Raw genomic sequence first — 23,890 nt, 5'->3', positions numbered from 1 at the left:
CTCTCCCACAGAAACCACCGAAGAGCCATCTTTTTGAGCCCCTAGGTACGAGCCGGGGTTCGGCTCCGCGTTATCTGGGGCTTCGTTACCTTGAGACGCTCTGATGCCGCTCTGTCCGGAAAGATGCACACCATATCGCAACCCTGCCAAAGCGGACAGGCTTCGATCGCCCACCGCGGTTCGGATTGTTCTTTAGGTGTTCTTTCAGACCGATTTCCGCGCTTCCGCCCACCCCCTGTAGATAATTGACATGTCAACTAATACATGACATGTCATCTATCGAGGATCGCGAGGCCCGTGGAACTCCTGCACATCGTCGTCACCCTGCTGTTCGCCGTCGGCGGATTCCTGATCGGCCGTCGCATCGGCATCCCCGTCCCCGCCATGATCGGCAGCATGCTCGCCGTCGGCATCATGAGCGCCGTCACGGGCTTCGCGGTCATGCCTACGTCCATCAAGATGATCTCGCAGGGTATCTCCGGCGCCTTCATCGGTATGTCGGTCACCATGCGCGACGTCCGCAACATCCCCCACATGATGAAGCCGCTTCTGCTGCTGCTCGCCATGCTCACCGCCAACACGCTCGTCGCGGGCTTCACCTTCCAGGCCTTCTTCGGCTGGGACCTCATGACCGGCCTGCTCTCCTGCGTCGCCGGCGGCATCGCGGACGTCTCCCTCATCGCGATGGACCTCGATGCGGACGCGAGCACCGTGGCCATCATGCAGACCGTCCGCCTCGCGAGCGTCCTCGCGATCTTCCCCTCGTGGATCGCCTTCATGACGCGGGACCTCCCCGAGGTCGAGATGAACCCCCTCGATATGGCTCAGACCGAGCACGATACCTGGCTCGACCGCATCATCGACACGCCGCGCAAGCGGACCGCGTTCACGCTCGTCCTGAGCGTCGCGTGCGGAGCGGCGGGCTACCTCTCCGGCGTCCCGGCGGGCGCGCTGCTGTTCTCCCTCGTCGTCATCGGGGCGCTCAACATCTTCACCGACGCATGCCGCATGCCGATGACCGTCAAGCGCATGGCGCAGGTGCTCGCCGGCAGCCTCGTCGGCTCCACGGTGACGCCCGAGACCGTCTCGCACCTCGGTGGGATCGTCGGGCCGCTGATCATCATGTTCGTCCTCTATATGCTGCTGAACCTGGTGTTCTCGCTCATCGCGAGCCGTGCCGGCTGGCTCGATATGCGCAGCGCGCTGTTCGCCTCCTCGCCGGGCGGCGCCAGCGACATGGCGCTGATCGCGGCCGACCTGGGGGCGGACCTCACGAAGATCGCCGTCCTGCAGATCATCCGCGCCATCTACGCGGCGGGCCTCATGCCCCAGGTCGCGATACTCGTCGTCCATCTGGCCGGATAGGCCTTCGCACGCATGGAAAAGGGGCCCGCAGGCCCCTCCCGTATCCGATATCCGACCGGCACCCTTGGAGCGCGCGCCGAGGCGCCCGCGCCCGGACGACCGAGCCGCCCGTCGGCGCGGAACCGCAGGCTACATGCGGCCGAGCTCGTGCATCTTGGTCTCGTACGCCGTCGCGATGATCTCGCAGCACCCCTCGACGCCGAAGAGCGCGCGGTTGACGACCAGGTCCTTGTGCGACCGCAGCTTGGTCTTGCCGGCGGAATAGCGCTTGTAGAACAGCTCGCGGTTGCGCTGCATCTTCTTGATGAGCTTCTTGGCCTTCGCCTCCGTCACGCCGCGACGGCGACAGACGATCTCGATGCGCTCCTCGAGCGGCGCGGTGACGTACACGTTGATGAGGTTCGGGTTGTCGCGCAGGATGTAATCGGACAGGCGCCCGATGATGATGCACGACTCGCTCGAGCCCACGTCCAGGATGACCTGCTTGAGGTTCTCGAAGAGCTGGTCGGCCATGGTGCGCGAGTCGAAGCGGTCCGGCAGGAACGCCATCATCTCGGCGGCGACCGTCTCGTCGTAGGGCGCCACCTTGTCGACGACCGTGTCCGAGCGGCGGGCGGCGCGGATCAGCAGCTCGTTGTCGTACAGGGGGATACCCAGGCGCTCCTGCAGCGCGATGCCGATCTCGTGGGCATCGGTGCCGTACTCGCGCGCGATGGTGATCACCACGGGGTACTCGGGGTCGCCCTCCTCGGTGGGGGCGCCGAGCGCGTCGTTGGCGTACATGTCCTGGGCGAGCAGCTGGGATACGTCCGTCTTCTTGTCGATCTTGTCCATGGGATGCCGTCCAATCCGCCGGGGCCGCGCGCCTGCGAACCCCAGCTTGCCGTCTGCCTTACGCAGCCACCACGCGGCGCTGGTAGGCGCGCACGATCAGCGAGATGCCGAAGTTCAGCACGAAGTATAGCAAGAACACGAAACCGTACAGCAGCAGCACCTGGCTGAGGTCGCTGGTGTAACCCATGACGACCTTGGCGGAGAACATGAACTCCATCACGTTGATGCCGGCCAGGTACGAGGAGTCCTTGATGACCGTCGTGCACTGCGAGAACAGCGCGGGGATGATCGTCTTGAAGGTCTGCGGCAGGATGATCAGGCGCATGCTGGCAAAGAAGCCGAAACCCTGCGACTTAGCCGCCTCAAACTGGCTTTTAGGAATGGAGTTCAGGCCGCCGCGGATGATCTCGGCCATGACCGCGGAGGTGAAGATCGTGAACGCGAGCACCGAGATGAAGATGTCGCTGCCCTTGACCGTGAAGTAGATGAACAGGATCCACAGCAGGTTAGGCGTGCAGCGGAACAGCTCGATATAGGCGCTCACGAGCCACTTGAACGGGCTCAGCTTGCCCACGCAGTACTGCTTGACGAGCGCGAGCACCGTGCCCAAGATCACCGAGAAGATGATGGCCAGAACCGAGATCTCGATGGTCTTGAGGAAGCCGGCCATGATGAAGGAAACGTTTGCCGGGGTGAAGATCTCCATGCGTTACGCCTCCTTTGCAGGCTCGGGGGCGGAGGTGATGCCCGGGATGTTCTTGGCGCGCAGGCGACGCCTGGAGCGGCGCTCGAGCCACTGGACCAGAATGGCCAGCGGGAAGCAGATGATGAAGTACAGCACGCAGGCCATGATGTAGCCCTGCAGGTAGCCGTAGGTCGACACGAAGTTGTCCGCGTTGTACATGAGGTCGCCGCCGGCGATGAGCGCGAGCACCGAGGTGTTCTTAACCAGGTTCAGCGCTTGGTTGCACAGCGGGGGCAGGATGACCTTGAAGGTCTGCGGCAGGATGATGTAGATGTAGGACTGCACGCGGGTGAAGCCCTGCGAGAGCGCCGCCTCCATCTGGCCGCGCGGCACGGACTCGATGCCCGTGCGGATGACCTCGGAAATGTAGGCGGCGTGGTACAGGCCCACGCCGAGCGCGCCGATGGCGAAAGCCGACAGGCGCACGGGGCTCTCGGCACCCGTGATCATCTGCAGCACGCGCGGACCGGCCATGTAGTAGAAGAACACCTGCACCGGCAGGGGCGTGTTCTGGAAGAACTCAACGTAGATGCGGCTGATCAGTCGCAGCACGCGCGAACGCGTCGTCGAGAAGACGCCCAAGATGGTGCCCAGCACGAGCGAGATCAGCAGGCCGGCGACGACCACCTGCAGCGTGAAGGCAAAGCCCTCCCACAGTGCAGGCATCTCCGCCATCGTGATCTCCCAACGCTTGGCGTCAAACAGCCCGTCGAGCATATCTCTCCTTTCCAATCTGTCTCAAGATGAGACCGGTGCGCAGCGAAGGCCGCGCGGCCCATGATTCTCACGAACCAGCCTTATCTGAAGACAACACAGGGGCGGACGTCCGTAACTGGCGTCCGCCCCGCAGGTAGCTATCGGCTACGGTTACGCGCTCGCGCCCAGCCAGGTGGTGATCTCCTCATCCATCCAGCCGTTGTCGAGCAGCTCGGTAACGGTCTCATCGACGACGTCGGACAGGTCGGAGCCCTTCTTGGAGGCGATGCCGTAATCCTGCGTACCGAACTCGATGTCGGGCTGGACGAGCTCCTTCTGGTCGTTCATGTAGGTGTTCAGCGTGGAGCGGTCCATGGCGAAGGCGTCGATGTTGCCGGACTCGAGCGCGGAGTTGATGGACGGGTAGTCCGGGTACTCCTTGAACTCGGGCGTGGCGCCGATGCCCTTATCCTCGAACATGGTGAGGATGGCGTCCTTGGTGGTGGAACCCTGGGACACGCCGATGATCTTGCCGTCGAAGTCGGCCATCTCGGCGATACCGGAGGACTTCATGACCATGATGCCGACGGAGTCGGTGCGGTAGGACGTGGAGAAGTCCCAGTCCTCCTCACGCTCGGGCGTGATGGTGTAGGTCGCGCAGACGATGTCGAGGGAGTCGTTGTCGATGAGCGGGCCGCGGGTCTTGGGCGTCACGGTCGTAAACTCGCAGAGCTTCTTCTCCTTGGCCTCGTCGTAGGAAACACCCAGGACCGCCGCGGCGATCTGGTAGCACAGGTCGATCTCGAGGCCCTCGTACTCGTTGGTCTCCGTGTTGAGGTAGCCGTAGCCGAGAACGTCGGCCTTGACGCCGCAGTTGAGCTTGCCGCGGGCCTTGATGGTCGCGATCTTGGAGTCGCCCGAGCCGGTGCCCGAGCCGGCGCCGTCGGAGCCGCCGCTGCAGCCCGCGAGCGCGCCCGTGCCCGCCGCCGCGACGATGCCGAGGCCGCAGACCTGCAGGAAATTGCGACGAGAGATGTCCTTCATAATCGGTACCCCTTCCAATTCGGTACGGATATAGCCATCCGCGGCATCGTGCTCACCGCGGCGGGCATCGAGGAGCGGCGCTGCGCGCCGTCTGCGGCGGACCCGGCCCGCCGCGTCGCGCTAGTGCAGGATCTTGTTGAGGAAGTCCTGGCAGCGCGGGTTCTGCGGGTTGGTGAAGAAGTGCTCCGGGGTGCCCTCCTCCAGGATCTGGCCGTCGTCCATGAAGATGACGCGGTCGGCGACCTGCTTGGCGAAGTTCATCTCGTGCGTGACGCAGATCATGGTGATGTTGTCCTGGGCCAGCTCGATCATGACATCGAGCACCTCCTGGATCATCTCGGGGTCGAGTGCGGAGGTGGGCTCGTCGAACAGGATGATGGGCTGCTTGGTGCACATGGCGCGGGCGATGGCCACGCGCTGCTGCTGGCCGCCGGAGAGGTTCTGGGGGTACTCCCCCGCCTTCTGGGCGAGGCCGACGCGCTCGAGCGCCGCCATGGCGGTGCGGGTGGCCTCCTCCTTGCTCTTCTTCTGCAGCTTGATGGGCGCGAGGGTGAGGTTGCCGAGCACCGTCATGTTCGGGTACAGGTTGAACTGCTGGAACACCATCGAGCTGTACTTGCGCGCCATCTCGAGGTGGTTCTTCTTGGTGAGCGGGGTGCCGTCGATGATGACGTCGCCGCTCGTGGGCTCCTCGAGATAGTCGATGCAGCGGATGAGCGTGGACTTGCCCGAGCCGGACGGGCCGATGACGACGAGCTTCTCGCCCGCCTTGACGGTAAGGTTGATGTCCTTGAGCACGTGCAGGTCGCCGAAGTACTTGTTCAGCCCGCGGATTTCGATCATCTCTGCCATTGACGCGGTTCCTCTCCCTCTCAGGTGGTCGCATCTCCCCGCCCGCTCGAGGCGGGACTGCGACTCGACTTCAGATTGTATGGTCTCGCGCACCGGACGACCCGGATGCGGGTGCCTGTGCAACGGTTCGGTAATCGAGCTGTTACACGCGGGGCGGTGAGCGCGCCGCTAACCCGGTATTCGATAAAAGTATGTGCGACGCGGTCACGTACGCATGCTTTTACCCTATTGGAGGTCCATTATACGCATCGCTTGGGTGGAGCGTTCTCTGGGGCGCTCTTGAAACACTCCTGTTACCTGCGATGAGGGCGGCATGCATCCCGGAACGGGTCCGTCAGCGCCGCGCCCGATGGGGTCACGGGCGGGGCGAAAACAGCGCGGAGCAGGGCGATGCGGCGCCGCAGCGTCCCGTGGGCGGAGCCCGACCGGATGCCCGCCCCGGCGCGACGGGGCCGGAAGGACCCGCCCCGCCCGGCCCTGCAGCCCCGCGGCCCTGCGGGCGCGTGGCCTACGACAGGCGCGCGCCGACCTCGCGGGCGGCGGCGGGCTTGTCGAAGTTGCCGCCGGTCGCCTTCGTGAGCGCGCCCATGACCCTGCCCATGTCCTTCTTGGAGGAGGCGCCCAGCTCGGCGATCGTCTGCTCGATGAGCGCGACCAGCGCGTCGCCGGACAGCTGCTCGGGCAGCAGGCTCTCCAGGATCTCGACCTGCTCGGTCAGGGTGTCGGTGCGCTCCTGGTTGTTCGCCGCCTTGATGGACATCTCGAGCGTCTCGCCGGTCTGCTTGATGAGGCGCTTGATCATGCGGTCGACGTCCTCCTCGGTGGCGTCGCGCCTCTCGTCGACCTCGAGGTTCTTAACCTCGCCCATCACCTGGCGGATGATCGACAGGCGGGTCTTGTCCTTGGCCTTCATGGCGGCCACCAGCTGTGCTTGGAGCTCGTCTTTGGTCATGGTTCCTCCTTACGGGGTCCGGACGCCGGCGTATCGCGCGCGGCGCCCCGAACACGGGAGGGCGGGCCGTCCGGCACCGGTTCGGTCGGTGCCCGGCGAACCCGCCCTCCTGCGCGCGGTCGCTATTCGGTGCTGCCGCTCGAGGGCTCGACGCCGTCGAGGCTCACGTTGTAGGGGACGTCCTCGGGCATCGGGTTGATCTCGATGTTCGCCTGCTCCTTGTAGTCGTTCCACCACGTGGTGTAGGCATCGCCCTCCGCGTCGGTCTTCACGATGTTGGAGATGTAGTCGCGGATCTCGGTGGGCACCTCGTCGATCGAGCTCACCTGCCCGTCGACATGGAAGTAGTCGGTGCACTTGATGATGTGGTAGCCGTAGGTGCTCTCGACCAGACCGCTGACCTGGTCGACGGAGAGCTGCGACAGGGCGTCCTGGTACTCGGTCACGAAGGTCGTGAGCTTGTCCCAGCCCACGTCGCCGCCGTCCTCCTTGGACGCGGTGTCGTCGGAGTACTGGTCGGCGGCCTCCTCGAAGATGAGCTCGCCGGAGTTGATCTTGTCGAGCGCCTCCTGCGCCTTGGCCTGGGCCTCGGCCTTCTCCTCATCCGTGGCGTCGGACGCGACCGAGATCAGGATGTTGGAGGAGCGGCGGGCGTCGTTGTAGGTGGAGAGGTTCTCGTTCAGGTAGTCGACGATCTGCTGGTCGGTCGGGTCGTCCACGGAGGCGACCGCCGAGCGCAGCTTGTCGAGCTCGAGGCTGTTGCGCAGGCTCTCCTTGTAGCTGCTCTCCGTGTACCCGTAGGTGGCGAGGCTCTCGATGAACGACTTCTCGTCGCCGCCCGAGTTCTCGACGGCGTCGTTCCAGGCGCTCTCGACCTCCTCGTCGGTGGCGGAGGCGTCGTACTCGTTGATGGCCTGGGTCTGCAGGTACTGGTTGGCATAGGAGTCGATGACCTGCTCGCGGTAGGTCTCGGGCGTGAGGCCGTTGTCGACCAGGTACTGCGCCCAGCTCCCGTCGCTGCCGTAGCCGTAGGCGGTGCGCACGCTCATGATCTGCTTGGTGACGGTGTCCTCGGTGATGTTCACCCCGTCGACCGTGGCGGCGACGCCGCCGGTGAGGTGGTAGCTCTCCTCGGTGGTCGCCTCGTTCAGGAAGCCCGAGCACGCCATGGTGGTCACGGACAGCAGCATCGCCAGGCAGCCGATCGCGACGAGCACGATCTTGACGCCCTTCGACATCTTCTCCTTGCGCTCCTGCTTGCGCTCGCGCGCGCTGGGGGCGGCGGGCTCCTGTTCGCGCTTGATACGGGGCTTCTTGTTCATCGGGTCGTCCTTTCCGAAAACGTGCTGCGCGGGCCGGGCGCTATCAGACTGCCTCGGCGAGCTTCTCGGCGCGGTCGGCGGCGGCGAGCGCGTCGATCACGGTCCCGAGCTGGTCTCCCAGCAGCACGCCGTTGTAGGTGGAGTTGAAGCCGATGCGGTGATCGGTCACGCGGTCCTGGGGCTGGTTGTAGGTGCGGATCTTCTCGGAGCGGTTGCCGTGACCGATCTGGCTCTGGCGCTCCGCGCCGAGCTCGGCCTGCTGCTTCTGCAGCTCCATCTCGTAGAGGCGGGCGCGCAGCATCTGCATGCACACCTCGCGGTTCTGGATCTGGGAGCGCTGCTCCTGGGACTGCACCACGGTGTTGGTGGGCAGGTGGGTGATGCGCACCGCGGAGTACGTGGTGTTCACGCACTGGCCGCCGGGGCCGGACGCGCAGTAGGTGTCGATGCGCAGGTCGGACTGGTCGATCTTGATGTCGATCTCATCGGCCTCGGGCAGGACGGCGACGGTGGCCGTGGAGGTCTGGATGCGGCCCTGGCTCTCGGTCTTGGGGACGCGCTGGACGCGGTGGACGCCGGACTCGTACTTCATGACCGAGTAGACCTTGTCGCCGGACACCTTGAACTCGATGGACTTGAAGCCGCCCGCCTCGCTGGGGCTGGCGTCGAGGACCTCGACCTTCCACTTGCGGCTCTCGCAGAAGCGCTCGTACATCTTGAACAGGTCGCCCGCGAAGATGGCCGCCTCGTCGCCGCCGGCGGCGGAGCGGATCTCCACGATGGTGTTCTTCTCATCGTTCGGGTCTCCCGGGATGAGCATGAACTTGATGTCCTCCTCGAGCTGCGGGAGCTTCTCCTCGTTCTCGGAGATGTCCATCTGGAGCATCTCCTTCTCCTCGGGGTCGGAGGTGTCGTGCAGCATCTCCTTGGCGGCCTCGATGTCGTCGAGGGCGGAGATGTACTGGCGCGCCGCGGCGACGAGGTCCGCCTGGTGCGCGTGCTCCTTCGCGAGGCGCATGTATTCCTTCTGGTCCGCCACGACGCTGGGGTCGGAGAGCTTCTTCTCGAGCTCGGAGTAGGCGGAGATGAGTTTCTCAAGCTTGTCGCGCATGGGTATGCTCCTTGTTCGTCTCTCTTGGTTGCGCGCGGTGCACCGGGTGCATATCTGGACCGGGCGCGCGGCGCGAGGGGGGGGCGGGGCCTGCAGGGCCCCGTCGAGGCACGGCGTCAAGCCAGCTAGAGCATGTCGAATCTGAGGTACACGCGCGAATCCTTTCTTTCGACCCTCTATCTTACCCGGCCGGGCGCATCCGGCAAGCGCGGGCGAGGTCCTCGGGCGAGCGGGCGCGCCCACATGCGCAAAACGTCCACACCGAAGCCGGTGCCCGCAGTTGTCGGGGAATGGGGCGGGATCGCCCGCCTGCCGGCGAGACATTCGCGTGCACGGACGCCATTGTCTCGCCCGGAGGCCGGAGCCCGTCTGCGCGCGACGGATGGAAGGTGCCCAGGCGTCGCTATCTGGCTGCCGGGAGCGCCGGTTTCGGTGTGGATATGCGGTTGTCGGGAGGGTGGGATGGGGGGCGGCCCCGCGTGCGGCCGCCCCGTGCGCCATGACGCGCCGAGGAGGGTCAGTCCTCCAGGTAGCGTGCCAAGAACTCGCGGGTGCGAGGGTGCTTGGGCGCACCGAAGATCTGCGCGGGCGCGCCCTCCTCGGCGATGACGCCCTTGTCCATGAAGACCACGCGGTCGGAAACGGTCTTGGCGAACGCCATCTCATGCGTCACCACGACCATGGTCATGCCGTCCCGCGCGAGACCGCGCATGACCTCGAGCACCTCGCCCACGATCTCGGGGTCGAGCGCCGAGGTGGGCTCGTCGAACAGCATGAGGTCAGGCTGCATGCACAGGGCGCGCGCGATGGCGACGCGCTGCTTCTGGCCGCCGGACAGGTTGGCCACGTTGGCGCGGGCGAAGTCGGCGAGGCCCACGGCGTCCAGGTGCTCCATGGCGACCCGCTCGGCCTCGTCCTTCCGCATCTTCTTGAGCGTCACGGGCGCGAGCGTGCAGTTGTCCAGCACGTTCATGTTGTTGAACAGGTTGAAGCCCTGGAACACCATGCCGATCTTCTCGCGCAGGCGGTTGACGTCCACGTGCTCGGCGGCGAGGTCCGCCCCATGGAACCACACGTGGCCGGCATCGGGCGTCTCCAGCAGGTTGATGCAGCGCAGCAGCGTGGACTTGCCGGAACCCGAGGCGCCGATGATGGTCACCACCTCGCCGGGGGTGACGGTCATGTTGATGTCGCGCAGCACCTCGAGGCTGCCGAAGGACTTGCGCAGGCCCTCGATGCGGACCATGGGCTCGGCGGCGGGGGCCGAAGCGGTGTTGTCTGTCATGAGTTACCTCCCCTGGCCCCAACCGCGACGGTGGTTCTCCCCGTCGCGGGCCGGCACGGCCTCGACGCTTTCCTCGACCTTGACCATCTGGTCGGACGTGCTGCCGAACGGCTCGGGCGTCACGTCGAAATGGCGGGCGAAGCGGCCGAGCAACCAGGACGCGAGCAGTGTGAGGATCAGGTACACAACGGTCACGATCAGGCTCGTCTGGAACTGCTGGTAGTAGATTCCCGAGACGGTCGTGTTGGCGAACATGAGGTCGAAGGTGCCGATCACCGACAGCACCGACGAATCCTTGATGTTGATGATGAGCTCGTTGGACAGGCCGGGGATGGCGTACTTGATGCCCTGGGGGAACACGACCTTGCGCATCGCCTGCCACTGGGACAGGCCGAGCGAGCGAGCGGCCTCCATCTGGCCGGCATCGACCGACTCGATGCCGCCGCGCAGCACCTCCATCATGTAGGCGGTGGAGTTGAGCGTGATGGTGACCAGGCCGGCGACGAACGCCGACCAGATCGTGTTGATCTGCGTGGTGGTGAGGTCGGTGCCCCGCAGGACGCCGAACACGCCGAAGTAGATGATCATGGCCTGGACCATCATGGGCGTGCCGCGGACCACCGTCGAGTAGACCTTGGCGAAGCCCGAGCCCACGACCTTGAGGAAGCGCACGAAATCGTTGTCCGGGCGGTCGACGGTCTGGATGCGGCAGAACACGAGCAGCAGCGCCAGGAAGAAGGCGAAGACGGTGCCGAAGACGGCGAGCTCGATGGTGGTGGCGAGACCGGTGGCGAAGGTGTCGCGCCCGTTCCAGAGGATATAGCACATGCTCTGGAGCATGTCGTCCGCCGGGCGGGACTCGGCGGCCATCGCCGCCGACCACGCCGAGGCGACACCCATGACCACGCGGTCGACGACCAGCACGAGCGTGATGGCCCACATGGCGTAGGACGCGTAGCGCAGCGCGCGGCAGACCGCCGGCTTGGCGAACGGCGCGGTCTCGGCGTACGTGCGCCAGTGGGTGAGCTTGAACACGAGGGCCACGGCGCTCACGACCAGCCAGGCGGCGAGAGCGTAGTACATCGCCAGCTCGACGGTGAACACGTTCGCGAGGAAGCTCATCGAGGGACGGGGCTGGCTCGACAGCAGCATGCCGGCGAGGGCGACGACGCTCGTCCCGAGCAGCACGTAGCGATGGTCGTCGAGGATGAACGATGCGATGCGCCCGCGCGGCCGGTCGCCTGAGGGTGCGGAACTCATTGCGGTTCCCTTCTGTAGAGAGAGGTACGGGCGCGCGCCGGTGACGCAAGGGGACGACCCCTCGCGCTTCCCGGCGCACGCCCCTGGAATCCAGCGGTTTGCGTGCGTGTCCGCGAGCGTTAGGCGGGCTGGCGGTCCATGCACTCGTTCCACATCTGCTGGCGGTCGTCCTCGGAGATGCCGGCGATGATCTCGTTGATCTGCTCGAGGACGTCGTCCTGGCCCTTGGCGATGGCGGCGTTATCGGGCATGACGGAGCCCTCGAACTTGTCATCCATCTCGAGCTCGACGAAGTCGGGGTAGGTCTCGAGCAGCTTGGGCACGGACAGCATCGAGTAGGTGATGATGTCGCAGGTCCCGCTCGAAAGGTTCTCGACCACGAGCGGCACGGTCTCGGCGGGCGTCATATGGTTCACGTCCGGGATCTGGTCGATGACGGTGTCGTACATGGTGGCCGCCTGGCCGAGGATCGACGCGCCCGCGAGGTCGGCGAAGGTGGTGGCGCCGGCGTAGGCGGAATCGCTCCTGGTGATCATGACGATGTCGTCGTCGATATAGGAGTCGGAGAAGTCGGCGGACTCAGCGCGGTCCGGGTCGACGGACATGCCGGCGCAGACGATGTCGATCTGGCCGTTGTTCAGCGAATCGATGAGCGCGGAGAAGTCGAGCTTGACCGCGACGGCCTCCATGCCCAGCCCGCCGGCGATGATCTTGGCGACCTGGACGTCGTAGCCGTCGGCGTAGGCGCCGTCCACGTTGTCGATGGGGATGGTGTAATCCGAGGCCTCGCTGACCTGCCAGTTATAGGGCGCGTACGCGGCCTCCATGCCGACGCGCAGCGTGGTGCCGTCGCCGAGGGTGCCGGAGCCGGAGGTGGAGTCGTCGCTCGAGGAGCCCGCGTCGTCGACGGTGCCCTCGGCGGCGGGACCGCAGCCGGTCAGGAACATCATGCCTCCCACGCTGAAGGCCGTGAGGCCCGAGAGCTTGAGGAAGTCGCGGCGGGAGCACTGCCGCGGTTGGCTGGTGACAGGGAGCTTCTTGGTCATGATCGGTTCCTTCCCAGTTGCTGTGCGTATGACCCCTTCCGTGCGACGCAACCGGAGGGGACCCATTCCCCTCCCCCTTGCAACCTAATGCGAGAAAGTTACGCGCACAGTGTCCAACCTTACCGCGGGTCGGGCCGGATTACCAGCTCGGATGCATCGGAAACACGCACGTAACGCTCGACGTCGGCGAACGGCGGCGGGGCGCGGTACCCGCGAGCCGGATGCCGCGCGCGGGCACGGGGCCGGCGCCCCGCATCGGGGAGGACCGGCCCCGCCGGATACGGCGCCGCAGGCCGCGGCGCCCGGCTGCCGAGGCGGGGCGCTACAGCAGCGTGACGGTGAAGGAGCGCGTGTCGGTGGCACCCGGCGCCAGGATGGTGATGCCCTCCTTGTGCTCGAGGACGTCGTCCTCGGTGGTGAGGGTCGCATGCCCCGTCCACGGCTCGAGTGCGACGAACGGCGCACCGGGCGCCGACCAGATGCCGATGAAATCGAATCCCGGGAAGTCCACGCGCACCCCACGGCCGCTCACCCGGCTCACCAGCGAGAGCGTGTTGCCGGGCACGTGATCCCAGATGACCGTGTCGTAGGCGAACAGGTCGCGCGCGAGGGGCAGGGTGTCGGAATCCTCCACCGTGGGGAAGGTGTCCTCGTAGGTCGCGAGCCCGCCCTCGACGATCTTGGGGCTCGGGCAGGTCCAAGGCTCCGCGAAGCGGAACTCGTAGTCCTCGAAGGCCTCCCCGTCCGCACCGGGGACCGGGATGTTGAACGCCGGATGCCCGCCGACGGAGAACGGCATGTCCGCATCCCCCGTGTTCGTGACCGCGAAGGTCTGCGTCATGCTCGCGGGGCCGGTGAGGGCGTAGGTCATGTTCAGGCGGAAGCGGTAAGGGTACGCGCGCAGGGTCTCCTCCGTGCTCTCGAAGGAGAAGGTCGCCGACGCCCCGTCCTCGCTCACGCCGACGAGCCCGTGCTCGTAGATGCGGGCGAGACCGTGGCGCGCCATGGCGCAGGGGCCCGCGGCGGACTCCGCGCGGTCGCCCCTCAGGGAGCCGACGATCGGGAACAGGACCGGGGCGTGCTTGCCCCAGAATACGGGGTCGGCCTGCCACAGGTACTCGCGGCCGTCGAGGGCGAGGCTCGTGAGCTGCGCGCCCATGCTGTCGATGCGGGCGGTCAGGTTGTCTCGGGCGATGGTGGTGACGGTGGACATGGCTGCTCCTTTGCACCGCATAGCCGCCGGGGCCCGATGCCCCGGCGGCCGCGGATCGAACCTACAGCGGCTGGATGGTGTCGACGATCTGCGCCTCGAGGTAGGGCTGGATGGCCTCGGACCCGCCGGACACGGCGGCGTCCGCGGCGATCATCGCGTCGCGGATCTGCTCGTAGGTAACGGCCCCTCCGGTCTGCAGGTCGACGATCTCGGTCGCCTCCTCGAGGCTGTAGTAGTCATCGGGGTCGGTCGAGTTCCGCATGTAGAGCTCGCCGATGGTGTAGCCCCAGTTGGTGGCCCACACGCTCGCGTAGTGCCCCTGGCCCAGATCGACCTCGCCCATGCACCCGCGGCCGATATCCCCCCAGAACTGCGCGGTCCCGCGCTGGACCTGGACCTCGCAGACCGTCAGGCGCGGGTAGGCCTTGGAGCGGATGGTCACGTTGTTGCCGTCGACCTCGACGGTCACGCGGCCGCCCCAGTACGCGGGCAGGTAGAACTCGTAGCTGGCCGCCACCACGTGGCGCGCCTCGCGCGCGGCCTCCTCCGCTGCCGCGGCCTCGGCGGCCTCCTTCTCGGCGACGGCGTCGTCGCGGCGCTTCACCGCGGCATCGCGCAGGGCGTCGGCGTCGGCGGCGCCCTCCCCGTCGTCGGCGGCGGCGAGCTCGTAGGCGCTCTCGATCTGCTCGTCGGTCACCTCGGCGGCGTCGATCGGCGTGAGGACGAAGGAGCCCTCGGAGGTGGCGTCGATGTTCTCATCCGGGTCGTCCGTGGAGACCTCGACCGGGATCGAGGTATCGGGCACCTGGTAGATGGCGCCGTCCGCGGCGATGGGGGACGCCACGACGCTGAGTTCGTAGCTCCCCTGCCGCAGGCGCACGCCCTCGCCCGAGGAGTCCACGTACTGGACCTCGTCGACGGCGGTGTCGTCCAGGTCGGTCCCGGAGACGCGCACCGGGAGGCGGGAGGCGCCCGCATCGGTGCTCCACCCCTCGCCCGAGACGTCGATGTACACGTCGTGCAGGGCGCTGGCGGCCTCCTGCTCCCGGCGCCTCGCCTCCTGCTCGGCCACCTGCTGCTGGTGCTGCTGGTCGAGGTAGAACCAGACCCCGCCGCCCGCGAGCGCCGCGACGGCGACCGCCGCCACGACGATCGCCGCGATCTTCCCGCCGGACATGCGCTTCTTGGGCGGGACGGCGGCGGGTGCCCCCGGGCCCGCGGCGACGGGGGGCACGGTCCCCTGGACGGGGCCGGCGGTGGGCACGGGATCCGCAGGGGGCGCGGCCGGGGCCTCCGGAACGGCGGCCATGCGGGCGAAGTCGGGCTGGGTGAGCCCCGGATCGTCGGGCCCCAGGGCAGGGCCGGACCCGGTCTGCTCGAACTCGATGTCCCGGATGGGGGCGCTCAGGCGCGCGCCGCAGGAGGGGCAGAACGGGTCCGCCGGGTCGATGGGCTCCCCGCAGAACGGGCAGGCGGGAACCGGTTCGGGTTCGGGCTCGGGCGGCACGGCGCCGGGCGACTGCTCGGGGGACGCCGCGGCGCCGGGCGCCGGCTCCCCGTCGAGGGACGCGATGGCCGTGGCCTCGGCGATATTGGAGCCGCACACCGAGCAGAAAACCGCGTCGTCGCGGATCTCGGAATGGCAGACTGGGCACTTCACGGGCGTCTCCCTCCCTTGCATGCGGCTCGCGAGGCCCCGCCCGGCCGAGCCGCGTCATCACGGATATTGTACGCCCGCGCCCGCCGGAGCGCCGCGGGCGGGCCGCCTGCGCGCGCGGGCCGGTACAATGGGTCGGACCGACCCCGACCGAGGAGGCCCCATGCCCCGCATCCTGTTCATCTGCCACGGCAACATCTGCCGCTCGACCATGGCCGAATCCGTCATGACCGAACTCGTCCGCCGGGCCGGGCGCTTGGGCGAGTTCACCATCGACTCCGCCGCGACGAGCTTCGAGGAGATCGGCAACCCGCCGCATCGGGACACGGTCGCCAAGCTGCGCGAGGTCGGCATCCCGGTGGTGCCCCACCGCGCGCGGCGCATCGAGGCCTCCGAGTACGGGGATTGGGACCGCATCGTCTACATGGACCGCGAGAACCGGCGCGGCCTCGAGCGCATCCTGGGAGGGGACCCCGCGGGCAAGGTGAGCCGCCTGCTCGATTGGACCGACAGCCCCCGCGACGTCGCGGACCCGTGGTACACGGGGGACTTCGACGCCACCTACCGCGACGTCCTCGCCGGCTGCACGGCCCTGCTCGAACAGCTGTAGCGGCCGGGGCCGCACGGGCCGCGGCCGGCGGGCGATCCGCGCTGGCTGCCGCGGGACGCGGGGGGGCGCCGGCCCCGCACGGGAGATCCGCCCGCCTCGCGGTACAGGGGCAGCTCGATCGTCACGGACCCTCCTCGCACGGGCTACCTGACCTCAAGCCTCCCGTCCGACATGCGGACGCCGCGCCCGACGCGGGGCGCGCGCGGTAAAATGGGCACCGGTATGCGGGGATGCGGCCCGAGCGCCCGCATCCGGACGATTGGAGCACCCATGGCGCGCTTCTGCATGAGATGCGGAAACCCCCTCCAGGGGGACGAGAAGTTCTGCCGCTCCTGCGGCTTCCCCACCGACGGCACGCTGCCCGACGAGGGCGCCGCCACCCCGGCCGACCCGTCAGCGACCGCCGCCGCGCCCGCGGTCCCCGGCCCGTCCGCCGCCGCGCCGGCGCCCCAGACGGCCAAGCGCGGGGTGCCCGTCGCCGCGCTCGTCGGCTCGGTCGTCGGCGTGCTCGCGGTCTGCGGCATCGCGTTCGCCGTTCTGGCGTTCCACCCCTTCGGGATCGGCGCGCCCGCCGAGCAGGGGGACGGGACCACCGTCAGCGCCCTCACGCGCGACGGCGAGGGGGACGAGGCCGACGACGAGGTCGACGTCACGGAGATCGAGCCCGCGGATGACGCCGACGACGCGGCGGACGATGCCGCGGACGGCGCGACGACGGACACCGAAACGCAGGTTCAGAGCCAGCCCCAGTCCACCGCACCCAACAACTACTACGTCTGCCCCGACTCCGCGACGCGCGTCTACAGCGACAGCGAGCTCTACGCCATGACCGCCGACGAGCTCGAGCTCGCCCGCAACGAGATCTACGCGCGCTACGGCCGCGGCTTCAGCACCGACTACCTGCAGGAGTACTTCGACTCGCAGGCGTGGTACACGCGCCTCTACAGCCCCGAGGAATTCGACGCCATGACGAGCCCCCTGAACAGCGTCGAGCAGCAGAACGTCGCGAACATGCTCCGCGTGGAGAAGGACCTGCGCTACTGACGCCCTCCCGACCGATGGGCCGGCCCGCTTCGCGGCACGCGCGCGCGGGCATCGCCCAGCGCACCCCGCCCCGGTCCCATGCCGCGGCGGGCGACCGGCCGTCGCGCGATGCCGCAGCACCGTGACACGACGGAGCGACCGGCCGCGCCCATGCGGCCGCTCCGTCTGCGCGCACTCCGCTCCCGCCCCGGACATCGCCCGGAAGCCCCGTCCTGTCGATTCTGTCGATTTCCAAAATAATACGCTCGCCTAATTATTCGGTACCTTGACTATTCCCCGCGCAGTAGTAACCTACTTCCGTCAAAACGTGAACATGGGAATAGGAAAGGAGCGCTGCATGTGCGATACCGCTGACGACGATCAGCACAGGACCGTCGACACCGCCTGCCGCCCGTCCCCCGACGGGGAGCGCGAGGCCGCCGAGGCGACCTGCCGCCCCGCACCGGACGAGCCGCAGCCCACGGACACCCCCGAGGGCGCCCGTGCCCGCAGGCTGCTGTGGAACCTCGGCTTCTGCGGACACTTCCTGCACTTCCACAGCGGGGGCCGTTCGGGCAAGGCGGCGATCATCTGCATGATCGCCAAGAACGGCGGCGAGATGTCCCAGCAGCAGCTGGGATCGTTCTTCGAGCTCAAACCGGGATCCCTCTCCGAGATCCTCGCCAAGATCGAGGGGATGGGCCTCATCGAGCGGACCCGCAACCCCGAGGACCGCAGGCAGCTCTCCGTCCGCCTGACGGAGAAGGGGGCCCAGGAGGCCGCGCAGGAGCAGCGGCGCCGCGACGACTTCCGCAACGCGGCGTTCTCCTGCCTGGCCGAGGAGGAGCAGGTGAGCCTCATGGGGATGCTCGACAAGATCCGCACGCATTGGGAGGAATTGGATGATTAAGACGCTCATGGGGAGCATCCGCGACTACAAGCGGGCCGCGATCGCCACCCCCATCATCGTATCGGGCGAGGTGGTGATGGAGGTCGCCATCCCCTTCGTCACCGCGCAGCTCATCGACGCCATCCAGAAGGGGGCGACGGTGTCCGAGATGCTGCCCTACGCCGGCATCCTCGTCGCCATGGCCCTGGCGTCGCTGTGCTTCGGCATCGGCGCCGGCATCACCTGCAGCCAGGCGTCCTGCGGCTTCGCTAAGAACCTGCGCCACGACGTGTTCGCCGCGGTGCAGCGCTTCAGCTTCGCCAACATCGACCAGTTCTCGAGCTCGTCGCTGGTGACGCGCCTCACGACCGACATCACCAACGTCCAGCTGGCCTACATGATGATCATCCGCACCGCCATCCGCTGCCCGCTCATCATGATCTGCGGCATCGTCATGGCCTTCGTCATGGGCGGCCCGCTGGCGATCGTGTTCGTGATCATCGTCCCGCTTCTGGGCTTCGGCCTGTTCAAGGTCATCCGCACCGTGCACCCGATCTTCCGCGCCGTGTTCCGCAAGTACGACGCCCTGAACGAGTCCATCGAGGAGAACGTCACGGGCATGCGCGACGTCAAGAGCTACGTGCGCCAGGACTTCGAGAAGAAGAAGTTCGGCGCCGCCGCGCAGGACGTGTGCGCCGACTTCACCCGCGCCGAGAAGATCCTCGCCCTGAACGCCCCGATGATGAACTTCGCCATCGACCTGGTCTTCGTGGTGGTCATCGGCTTCGGCTCGTGGCTCATCATCTCCAGCCAGGGCCTGCTTCTGAACGTCGGCCAGATGTCGGCCCTCACCACCTACGGCTTCATGATCCTCATGAGCCTCATGATGGTGTCCATGGTCTTCGCCATGATCACCATGGCCCAGGAGAGCGCCGAGCGCATCGTCGAGGTCATCGAGACCGAGCCGACCATCAAGAACCCCGAGCACCCGGTCACCGAGATGAAGGACGGCTCGATCGACTTCGACGACGTCACCTTCATGTACTCCGAGAAGGCCGAGCACCGCGCCCTCGCCGAGATCGACCTCCACATCAAGAGCGGCGAGACGCTCGGCATCATGGGCGGCACCGGTTCGGCGAAGACCTCGCTCATCAACCTCATCAGCCGCCTCTACGACGTGACGAAGGGCTCCGTCAAGGTGGGCGGCGTCGACGTGCGCGACTACGACCTGGAGTTCCTGCGCAACAACGTCGCCGTGGTGCTGCAGAAGAACGTCCTGTTCTCCGGCACCATCAAGGAGAACCTGCGCTGGGGCAAGGCCGACGCCACCGACGACGAGATCCGCGAGGTGTGCGAGCTCGCCCAGGCCGACGAGTTCATCCAGGGCTTCCCGCACAAGTACGACACCTACATCGAGCAGGGCGGCACCAACGTCTCCGGCGGCCAGAAGCAGCGCCTGTGCATCGCCCGCGCGCTGCTCAAGCACCCCAAGGTCCTGATCCTGGACGACTCCACCTCCGCGGTGGACACCAAGACCGACGCGCTCATCCGCGAGGGCCTGGCGACCTACCTGCCCGATACCACCAAGATCATCATCGCCCAGCGCACGAGCTCCGTGGAGCACGCCGACCGCATCCTGATCCTGGACAACGGCCACATCGCCGGCCTGGGCACGCACGACGAGCTCATGGAGACCTGCGACATCTACCGCGACACCTACATCCAGCAGAACCGCACCGGCGAGGACGAGGCCGGCGCCGAGGCCGAGGGGGACGCGGGCGCGCAGCAGACCGCCGGACGAGATGAGACCGCGAAGGGAGGTGCGGCCGATGAACGCTAACAACGACGCCGCGCGCAAGCAGTACGAGGAGAGCCGCCAGAACGTCGCCCGCCGCCAGGTGCCCGAACCGCAGGGCCGCAAGAGCGGGCGCAGGGGCACGCTCGGACGCCTCATCCGCACCCTGTTCTCGTTCTATCCCAAGATGCTCCCGATCGTGGTCGTGTGCATCGTCATCTCCGCCATCCTGTCGGCCCTGCCCGCGACCTTCATGCAGCGGGCGCTCGAGGTCGTCACCGCCCACTGGCAGACCGGTGACTGGGACGCCGTCTCCGGGCAGATCGGGGGCATCGTCCTCTCGCTGATCGCGGTCTACGCCGTCGCGCTGACCTCGACCACCGTCTACACCCGCATGATGGCCATCATCACCCAGGGCTCGCTCGAGAAGTTCCGCGAGAAGCTGTTCGATCACATGCAGGACCTGCCGATCAGCTACTTCGACCAGCATCAGCGCGGCGACATCATGAGCCACTACACCAACGACATCGACACGCTGCGCCAGATGATCTCGCAGTCGCTGCCCAACATCACGCTCACGGTCATCACCTGCCTGTCCGTCGTGGGCGTCATGGTGTACTACAGCGTGCCCATGGCGGTGCTCGTCATCCTGGGCGTCGCCTTCATGGCGTACATGACCAAGGTGCTCGGCAGCCGCTCCGCGCGCAACTTCGTGGCGCAGCAGAAGGAGATCGGCGTGGTCGAGGGCCATGTCGAGGAGATCATGAACGGCCAGCGCGTCGTCAAGGTCTTCTGCCACGAGGAGGCCGCGCAGGAGGACTTCGACGTCCGCAACGAGAAGCTGTTCCGCGCCTCCCGCGCCGCGAACATGTACACCAACACGCTCGGCCCGATCCTCATGAACCTCGGCAACCTGATGTACGTCATCGTGGCGCTCGCCGGCGGCATCTTCATCGCGGTCGGCGCGCCCAACCCGTCCATCTCGGGGCTCGGGTTCTCCATCGCGGTCACCGTGCCGTTCCTGAACATGACCCGTCAGTTCGCCGGCCAGATCGGCCAGATCTCCCAGCAGATCAACGCCGTGGTCATGGGCCTCGCGGGCGCCGAGCGCCTGTTCGAGCTCATGGACGAGCAGCCCGAGGAGGACGAGGGCTACGTCACGCTCGTCAACGCCCAGCGCGGCGAGGGCGACGAGCTGGTGGAGAGCTCCGCGCGCACCAACATCTGGGCCTGGAAGCACCCGCATCGCGACGGCACCGTCGAGCTCGTGCCGCTCAAGGGCGACGTGCGCCTGTCCCATGTGGACTTCGGCTACAAGCCCGGCCACACGGTCCTGCACGACGTGAGCGTCTGGGCCAAGCCCGGGCAGAAGATCGCCTTCGTGGGCGCCACCGGTGCCGGCAAGACGACCATCACGAACCTCATCAACCGCTTCTACGACATCGCCGACGGCAAGATCCGCTACGACGGGATCAACGTGAACAAGATCAAGAAGGACGACCTGCGCCGTTCGCTCGGCATGGTCCTTCAGGACGTCAACCTGTTCACGGGCACCGTCATGGATAACATCCGCTACGGCCGCCTCGACGCGACCGACGGCGAGTGCATGGCCGCCGCGCGCCTGGCCGGCGCCGACGGCTTCATCAAGCGCCTGCCCGACGGCTACAACACCATGCTGACCGACAACGGCTCCAACCTCTCCCAGGGCCAGCGCCAGCTGATCTCCATCGCGCGCGCCGCGGTGGCGGACCCGCCGGTCATGATCCTGGACGAGGCGACCTCGTCGATCGACACGCGCACCGAGGCCATCGTCCAGCGCGGCATGGACGCCCTGATGAGCGGGCGCACGACCTTCGTGATCGCGCACCGTCTGTCGACCGTCCGCAACTCCGATGCGATCATCGTGCTCGACCACGGCCGCATCATCGAGCGCGGCAGCCACGACGAGCTCATCGCCAAGCGCGGCACGTACTACCAGCTCTACACCGGCGCCTTCGAGCTGGAGTAGGCGCGGGCGCGGGCCGGTGCGGGCCGGTCGGCGGGAGTCGGGCCCGCCGGCCTCGGCCGGTGCGGGCCGGCAGGCCGGTGCAGCGCCAGGCGCCGCGCAGCGTCCTGCGCCGACCTACGGGCCGGATATGGAGGGCCGTCGACCTTCGGGTCGGCGGCCCTTTTCGCTGGCGGCGCGACCGTGCCGGGAGCGTATGCCGAACGGGCTCACGACCGCGGAAACGCCCCGACCTCCTGTCGGACCCGCAACGGTCACCGGGCCCGAGGCGCCCCCTGCCCCGCGCGCGGGGGCGTCCGGCTCCGTGCGGGCGGGGGGCCGGTTTGGTCCTTTTTCGATATTGTGTGCATCTTTCCGGAACCCCCGGTACAGCAAGAGATTCCGCCGGCAAAAGGCCAGTTGGCACCCAACCGGCGCCCCGGTCTACCCGGGGATCAGGAAAAGATACACACAACATCGCAAACCTGCCAAGACGGACACCGGTTATGGGACGCGAGACGGGGCGGAACCCGCCCGATCACGCGTTTCCGGTCAGATCAGGCCGAAATGGGCGAGTCCCGACACCACGCCGTCGTCGGCGACGGGGTCGGTCACGTAATCCGCCCGCTGTTTCACGACCTCCATGGCATTGCCCATGGCGACCGCGGTCTCCACGGCATCGAGCATGGGCAGGTCGTTCTCGGAGTCCCCGAAGGCGAAGGTCCGCTCGGTCCCGCGCCCCAGCCGATCCAGGACGCGCCGCACGCCGTAGGCCTTGTCGACCCCCTTCATACCCGTCTCGCCCGCACCGAGCCCCAAGTCGTAGAAGCCGTACTCGCGGCGGAGGTCGTCGGGCATGGTCGCGATGACCGGGAAGGTCTCGGACGTGTACGAGAACTTGCTGAACCGCAGGTCCGTGCTGCCGCGCAGCTCGTCCCACGAGCGGACCGTCACCGCACCCGGGATGTCGGTGTAGACCCCGCCGTTCGGCATGAGGGCGGCTAAGCAGGAGGAGCCCTCGAAGAGCACCTCCGCCCCCGCGGAGGCCAGCCAGCGGACCGTCCGCTCGAGCAGCTCCGGGTCGATGACCTTCTCGTACACCGTCTCCCCGCCCATGGTCACGCAGGCGCCCGCCGAGGTGACGAGGCCCGTGGGCTCGAGCGCCAGCAGGTCGTCGCTCACCAGGTCGCACGGGCGGCCGGTGCAGATGAAGGTCAGGTGCCCGCGCTCGCGCAGCCGGGCGAAGGCGCGCGCCACGCCCTCGGACGGGCGGGCGTTCGCGACGTTCTGGGCGGCGTTCGCCGCGGGATCGTGCCAGATCAGCGTGCCGTCGACATCGAAGAACACGACGGCGGGGATATCGCGGCGGGCGGGGTTCTCGTTCATGGGTGCGCTCCGTTTCGTCTCACTGCCCACCATCATACCCGCACGCGGGCGGACCCTCGACCGATTGCAGACGATGCGGGCGGCGGCACCGCCGACCATCGCTCCCGTGCGCGCGCGCCGCGACCGCGCATCCGGGTAAGATGGACGGACACCCGATCGCGACCGACAAGGACGTACCCATGGAATTCTTCGCCAGCTGCCCGGAGGGCTTCGAGCGCCCCCTCGCCGACGAGCTGCGCGCCCTCGGCATCCGGCGCGTCCGCCCGCTCAAAGGACGCGTCTCCTTCGAGGGGGAGGCCGTCGACGCGGAGCGCGTCTGCCTGTGGTCGCGCCTGGCGAGCCGCGTGCTCGCCGTCATCGCGCGCTTCCCCTGCCGCGACGCCGACGACCTGTACGACGGTGTGTACCGCGTGCCCTGGGAGCGCGTGCTGAGGCGCGGCTCGACGGTGGCGGTCAGCGCGCGCGGCACCAACGACGAGCTTCGCAACACGCGCTACATCGCCCTGCGTGCGAAGGACGCCCTGTGCGACCGGCTGGCCGACGAGACCGGCCTGCGCGCGGACGTGGACACCGAGCGGCCCGACGCGCGCATCGCCGTCGCGCTGCGCGGCGACCGCGCGACCCTGCAGCTCGACCTGACGGGAGAGCCTCTGTTCCACCGCGGCCCGCGCCTGCGCGCCGAGCGCCCCCTGCGCCCGGACTACGCCGCCCTGCTGCTCGCGTGCGCCGGATGGGCGGGCGCCTGCGCCGCAGACGGGGCCGCGCAGGCCGCCCCGCTGCTCGTCGACGCCGCCTGCGCGGGCGGGAGCGTGACCGCGGAG

21 protein-coding genes are annotated in these 23,890 nt (G+C 67.6%); 7 read left to right on the top strand and 14 right to left on the bottom strand.

Annotated elements, in window-relative coordinates:
- Positions 1 to 297 precede the first annotated feature (297 nt).
- Entirely contained in the window at positions 298 to 1,365 is a 1,068-nt protein-coding gene (locus tag PHA29_RS07165) for an AbrB family transcriptional regulator (protein WP_270848890.1), read from the top strand.
- A gap of 129 nt (positions 1,366 to 1,494) precedes the next feature.
- Here the strand turns inward: PHA29_RS07165 and PHA29_RS07160 are convergent, their stop codons facing one another.
- From PHA29_RS07160 to PHA29_RS07100, 13 genes are all read right to left on the bottom strand, one after another.
- Entirely contained in the window at positions 1,495 to 2,199 is a 705-nt protein-coding gene (locus PHA29_RS07160; protein ID WP_270404513.1) for a cytidylate kinase-like family protein, read from the bottom strand.
- Between the two features lie 58 nt (positions 2,200 to 2,257).
- The gene (locus tag PHA29_RS07155; protein WP_204615753.1) at positions 2,258 to 2,905 is read right to left on the bottom strand and encodes an amino acid ABC transporter permease; all 648 of its coding nucleotides are present in this window, start codon (positions 2,903 to 2,905) and stop codon (positions 2,258 to 2,260) included.
- A gap of 3 nt (positions 2,906 to 2,908) precedes the next feature.
- Positions 2,909 to 3,661: an amino acid ABC transporter permease gene (locus PHA29_RS07150; protein WP_270848888.1), complete on the bottom strand. Its 753-nt coding sequence runs from the start codon at positions 3,659 to 3,661 to the stop codon at positions 2,909 to 2,911.
- Positions 3,662 to 3,811: 150 nt separating this feature from the next.
- On the bottom strand, positions 3,812 to 4,684 hold the full coding sequence (locus PHA29_RS07145) for a transporter substrate-binding domain-containing protein (protein WP_270848887.1): 873 nt from the start codon (positions 4,682 to 4,684) through the stop codon (positions 3,812 to 3,814).
- Positions 4,685 to 4,804: 120 nt separating this feature from the next.
- Positions 4,805 to 5,536 carry an amino acid ABC transporter ATP-binding protein gene (locus PHA29_RS07140; RefSeq protein ID WP_270404503.1) on the bottom strand — a complete coding sequence of 244 codons (732 nt, stop codon included), beginning with the start codon at positions 5,534 to 5,536 and terminating at the stop codon, positions 4,805 to 4,807.
- Positions 5,537 to 6,044: 508 nt separating this feature from the next.
- A complete protein-coding gene (locus tag PHA29_RS07135) occupies positions 6,045 to 6,488 on the bottom strand; it encodes a GatB/YqeY domain-containing protein (RefSeq protein ID WP_270848885.1) in 444 nt (147 codons plus the stop codon).
- Between the two features lie 122 nt (positions 6,489 to 6,610).
- On the bottom strand, positions 6,611 to 7,810 hold the full coding sequence (locus PHA29_RS07130; protein WP_270848884.1) for a peptidylprolyl isomerase: 1,200 nt from the start codon (positions 7,808 to 7,810) through the stop codon (positions 6,611 to 6,613).
- A gap of 43 nt (positions 7,811 to 7,853) precedes the next feature.
- Positions 7,854 to 8,921, bottom strand: a complete 1,068-nt coding sequence (prfA, locus tag PHA29_RS07125) for a peptide chain release factor 1 (RefSeq protein WP_270404497.1) — start codon at positions 8,919 to 8,921, stop codon at positions 7,854 to 7,856.
- A gap of 517 nt (positions 8,922 to 9,438) precedes the next feature.
- On the bottom strand, positions 9,439 to 10,206 hold the full coding sequence (locus PHA29_RS07120) for an amino acid ABC transporter ATP-binding protein (protein WP_270404496.1): 768 nt from the start codon (positions 10,204 to 10,206) through the stop codon (positions 9,439 to 9,441).
- 3 nt (positions 10,207 to 10,209) lie between these two features.
- Positions 10,210 to 11,466 carry an amino acid ABC transporter permease gene (locus PHA29_RS07115; RefSeq protein ID WP_270404495.1) on the bottom strand — a complete coding sequence of 419 codons (1,257 nt, stop codon included), beginning with the start codon at positions 11,464 to 11,466 and terminating at the stop codon, positions 10,210 to 10,212.
- A 119-nt stretch (positions 11,467 to 11,585) separates the two neighbouring features.
- The gene (locus tag PHA29_RS07110) at positions 11,586 to 12,512 is read right to left on the bottom strand and encodes a transporter substrate-binding domain-containing protein (RefSeq protein ID WP_270404493.1); all 927 of its coding nucleotides are present in this window, start codon (positions 12,510 to 12,512) and stop codon (positions 11,586 to 11,588) included.
- A 322-nt stretch (positions 12,513 to 12,834) separates the two neighbouring features.
- On the bottom strand, positions 12,835 to 13,725 hold the full coding sequence (locus tag PHA29_RS07105; RefSeq protein ID WP_270848881.1) for an aldose 1-epimerase family protein: 891 nt from the start codon (positions 13,723 to 13,725) through the stop codon (positions 12,835 to 12,837).
- Positions 13,726 to 13,786: 61 nt separating this feature from the next.
- Complete coding sequence (locus PHA29_RS07100; RefSeq protein ID WP_270848879.1) at positions 13,787 to 15,385, bottom strand: zinc ribbon domain-containing protein; 1,599 nt, start codon at positions 15,383 to 15,385, stop codon at positions 13,787 to 13,789.
- Between the two features lie 160 nt (positions 15,386 to 15,545).
- On the opposite strand from PHA29_RS07100, the gene PHA29_RS07095 reads away from it, so the two are divergent.
- The 5 genes from PHA29_RS07095 to PHA29_RS07075 all read left to right on the top strand — a co-directional run bounded on the left by PHA29_RS07095 (position 15,546) and on the right by PHA29_RS07075 (position 21,707).
- A complete protein-coding gene (locus PHA29_RS07095; RefSeq protein ID WP_270848876.1) occupies positions 15,546 to 15,992 on the top strand; it encodes a low molecular weight protein-tyrosine-phosphatase in 447 nt (148 codons plus the stop codon).
- 270 nt (positions 15,993 to 16,262) lie between these two features.
- The gene (locus PHA29_RS07090) at positions 16,263 to 17,036 is read left to right on the top strand and encodes a YARHG domain-containing protein (protein WP_270404487.1); all 774 of its coding nucleotides are present in this window, start codon (positions 16,263 to 16,265) and stop codon (positions 17,034 to 17,036) included.
- A 337-nt stretch (positions 17,037 to 17,373) separates the two neighbouring features.
- Complete coding sequence (locus PHA29_RS07085; protein ID WP_270848874.1) at positions 17,374 to 17,925, top strand: MarR family winged helix-turn-helix transcriptional regulator; 552 nt, start codon at positions 17,374 to 17,376, stop codon at positions 17,923 to 17,925.
- A complete protein-coding gene (locus tag PHA29_RS07080) occupies positions 17,918 to 19,744 on the top strand; it encodes an ABC transporter ATP-binding protein (protein ID WP_270848873.1) in 1,827 nt (608 codons plus the stop codon). The genes PHA29_RS07085 and PHA29_RS07080 overlap by 8 nt, the downstream gene beginning before the upstream one ends.
- Complete coding sequence (locus PHA29_RS07075) at positions 19,734 to 21,707, top strand: ABC transporter ATP-binding protein (protein ID WP_270848871.1); 1,974 nt, start codon at positions 19,734 to 19,736, stop codon at positions 21,705 to 21,707. Before PHA29_RS07080 ends, PHA29_RS07075 begins: the two co-directional genes overlap by 11 nt.
- 528 nt (positions 21,708 to 22,235) lie before the next feature.
- Here the strand turns inward: PHA29_RS07075 and PHA29_RS07070 are convergent.
- Positions 22,236 to 23,069, bottom strand: a complete 834-nt coding sequence (locus PHA29_RS07070) for an HAD hydrolase family protein (protein WP_270848869.1) — start codon at positions 23,067 to 23,069, stop codon at positions 22,236 to 22,238.
- 179 nt (positions 23,070 to 23,248) lie between these two features.
- Here PHA29_RS07070 and PHA29_RS07065 point away from each other — a divergent pair.
- On the top strand, positions 23,249 to 23,890 hold a 642-nt coding region (locus tag PHA29_RS07065; protein WP_270848867.1), incomplete at its 3' end, for a THUMP domain-containing class I SAM-dependent RNA methyltransferase.

The sequence above is a fragment of the Candidatus Collinsella stercoripullorum genome, from assembly GCF_027669965.1.
Taxonomy (GTDB): domain Bacteria; phylum Actinomycetota; class Coriobacteriia; order Coriobacteriales; family Coriobacteriaceae; genus Collinsella; species Collinsella stercoripullorum.
The sequence above is the reverse complement of the archived record's forward strand: the minus strand, read 5'-3'. Positions and strand labels throughout refer to the sequence as shown.

What these genes read in the sequence shown, in the direction of transcription:
- PHA29_RS07080 (WP_270848873.1), top strand. Translation starts at nt 17,918, where the DNA reads ATGATTAAGACGCTCATGGGGAGCATCCGCGACTACAAGCGGGCCGCG.
- PHA29_RS07075 (WP_270848871.1), top strand. Translation starts at nt 19,734, where the DNA reads ATGAACGCTAACAACGACGCCGCGCGCAAGCAGTACGAGGAGAGCCGC.
- prfA (WP_270404497.1), bottom strand. Translation starts at nt 8,921, where the DNA reads ATGCGCGACAAGCTTGAGAAACTCATCTCCGCCTACTCCGAGCTCGAG.
- PHA29_RS07140 (WP_270404503.1), bottom strand. Translation starts at nt 5,536, where the DNA reads ATGGCAGAGATGATCGAAATCCGCGGGCTGAACAAGTACTTCGGCGAC.
- PHA29_RS07090 (WP_270404487.1), top strand. Translation starts at nt 16,263, where the DNA reads ATGGCGCGCTTCTGCATGAGATGCGGAAACCCCCTCCAGGGGGACGAG.
- PHA29_RS07160 (WP_270404513.1), bottom strand. Translation starts at nt 2,199, where the DNA reads ATGGACAAGATCGACAAGAAGACGGACGTATCCCAGCTGCTCGCCCAG.
- PHA29_RS07130 (WP_270848884.1), bottom strand. Translation starts at nt 7,810, where the DNA reads ATGAACAAGAAGCCCCGTATCAAGCGCGAACAGGAGCCCGCCGCCCCC.
- PHA29_RS07150 (WP_270848888.1), bottom strand. Translation starts at nt 3,661, where the DNA reads ATGCTCGACGGGCTGTTTGACGCCAAGCGTTGGGAGATCACGATGGCG.
- PHA29_RS07135 (WP_270848885.1), bottom strand. Translation starts at nt 6,488, where the DNA reads ATGACCAAAGACGAGCTCCAAGCACAGCTGGTGGCCGCCATGAAGGCC.
- PHA29_RS07115 (WP_270404495.1), bottom strand. Translation starts at nt 11,466, where the DNA reads ATGAGTTCCGCACCCTCAGGCGACCGGCCGCGCGGGCGCATCGCATCG.
- PHA29_RS07110 (WP_270404493.1), bottom strand. Translation starts at nt 12,512, where the DNA reads ATGACCAAGAAGCTCCCTGTCACCAGCCAACCGCGGCAGTGCTCCCGC.
- PHA29_RS07155 (WP_204615753.1), bottom strand. Translation starts at nt 2,905, where the DNA reads ATGGAGATCTTCACCCCGGCAAACGTTTCCTTCATCATGGCCGGCTTC.
- PHA29_RS07095 (WP_270848876.1), top strand. Translation starts at nt 15,546, where the DNA reads ATGCCCCGCATCCTGTTCATCTGCCACGGCAACATCTGCCGCTCGACC.
- PHA29_RS07105 (WP_270848881.1), bottom strand. Translation starts at nt 13,725, where the DNA reads ATGTCCACCGTCACCACCATCGCCCGAGACAACCTGACCGCCCGCATC.
- PHA29_RS07085 (WP_270848874.1), top strand. Translation starts at nt 17,374, where the DNA reads ATGTGCGATACCGCTGACGACGATCAGCACAGGACCGTCGACACCGCC.
- PHA29_RS07120 (WP_270404496.1), bottom strand. Translation starts at nt 10,206, where the DNA reads ATGACAGACAACACCGCTTCGGCCCCCGCCGCCGAGCCCATGGTCCGC.
- PHA29_RS07070 (WP_270848869.1), bottom strand. Translation starts at nt 23,069, where the DNA reads ATGAACGAGAACCCCGCCCGCCGCGATATCCCCGCCGTCGTGTTCTTC.
- PHA29_RS07145 (WP_270848887.1), bottom strand. Translation starts at nt 4,684, where the DNA reads ATGAAGGACATCTCTCGTCGCAATTTCCTGCAGGTCTGCGGCCTCGGC.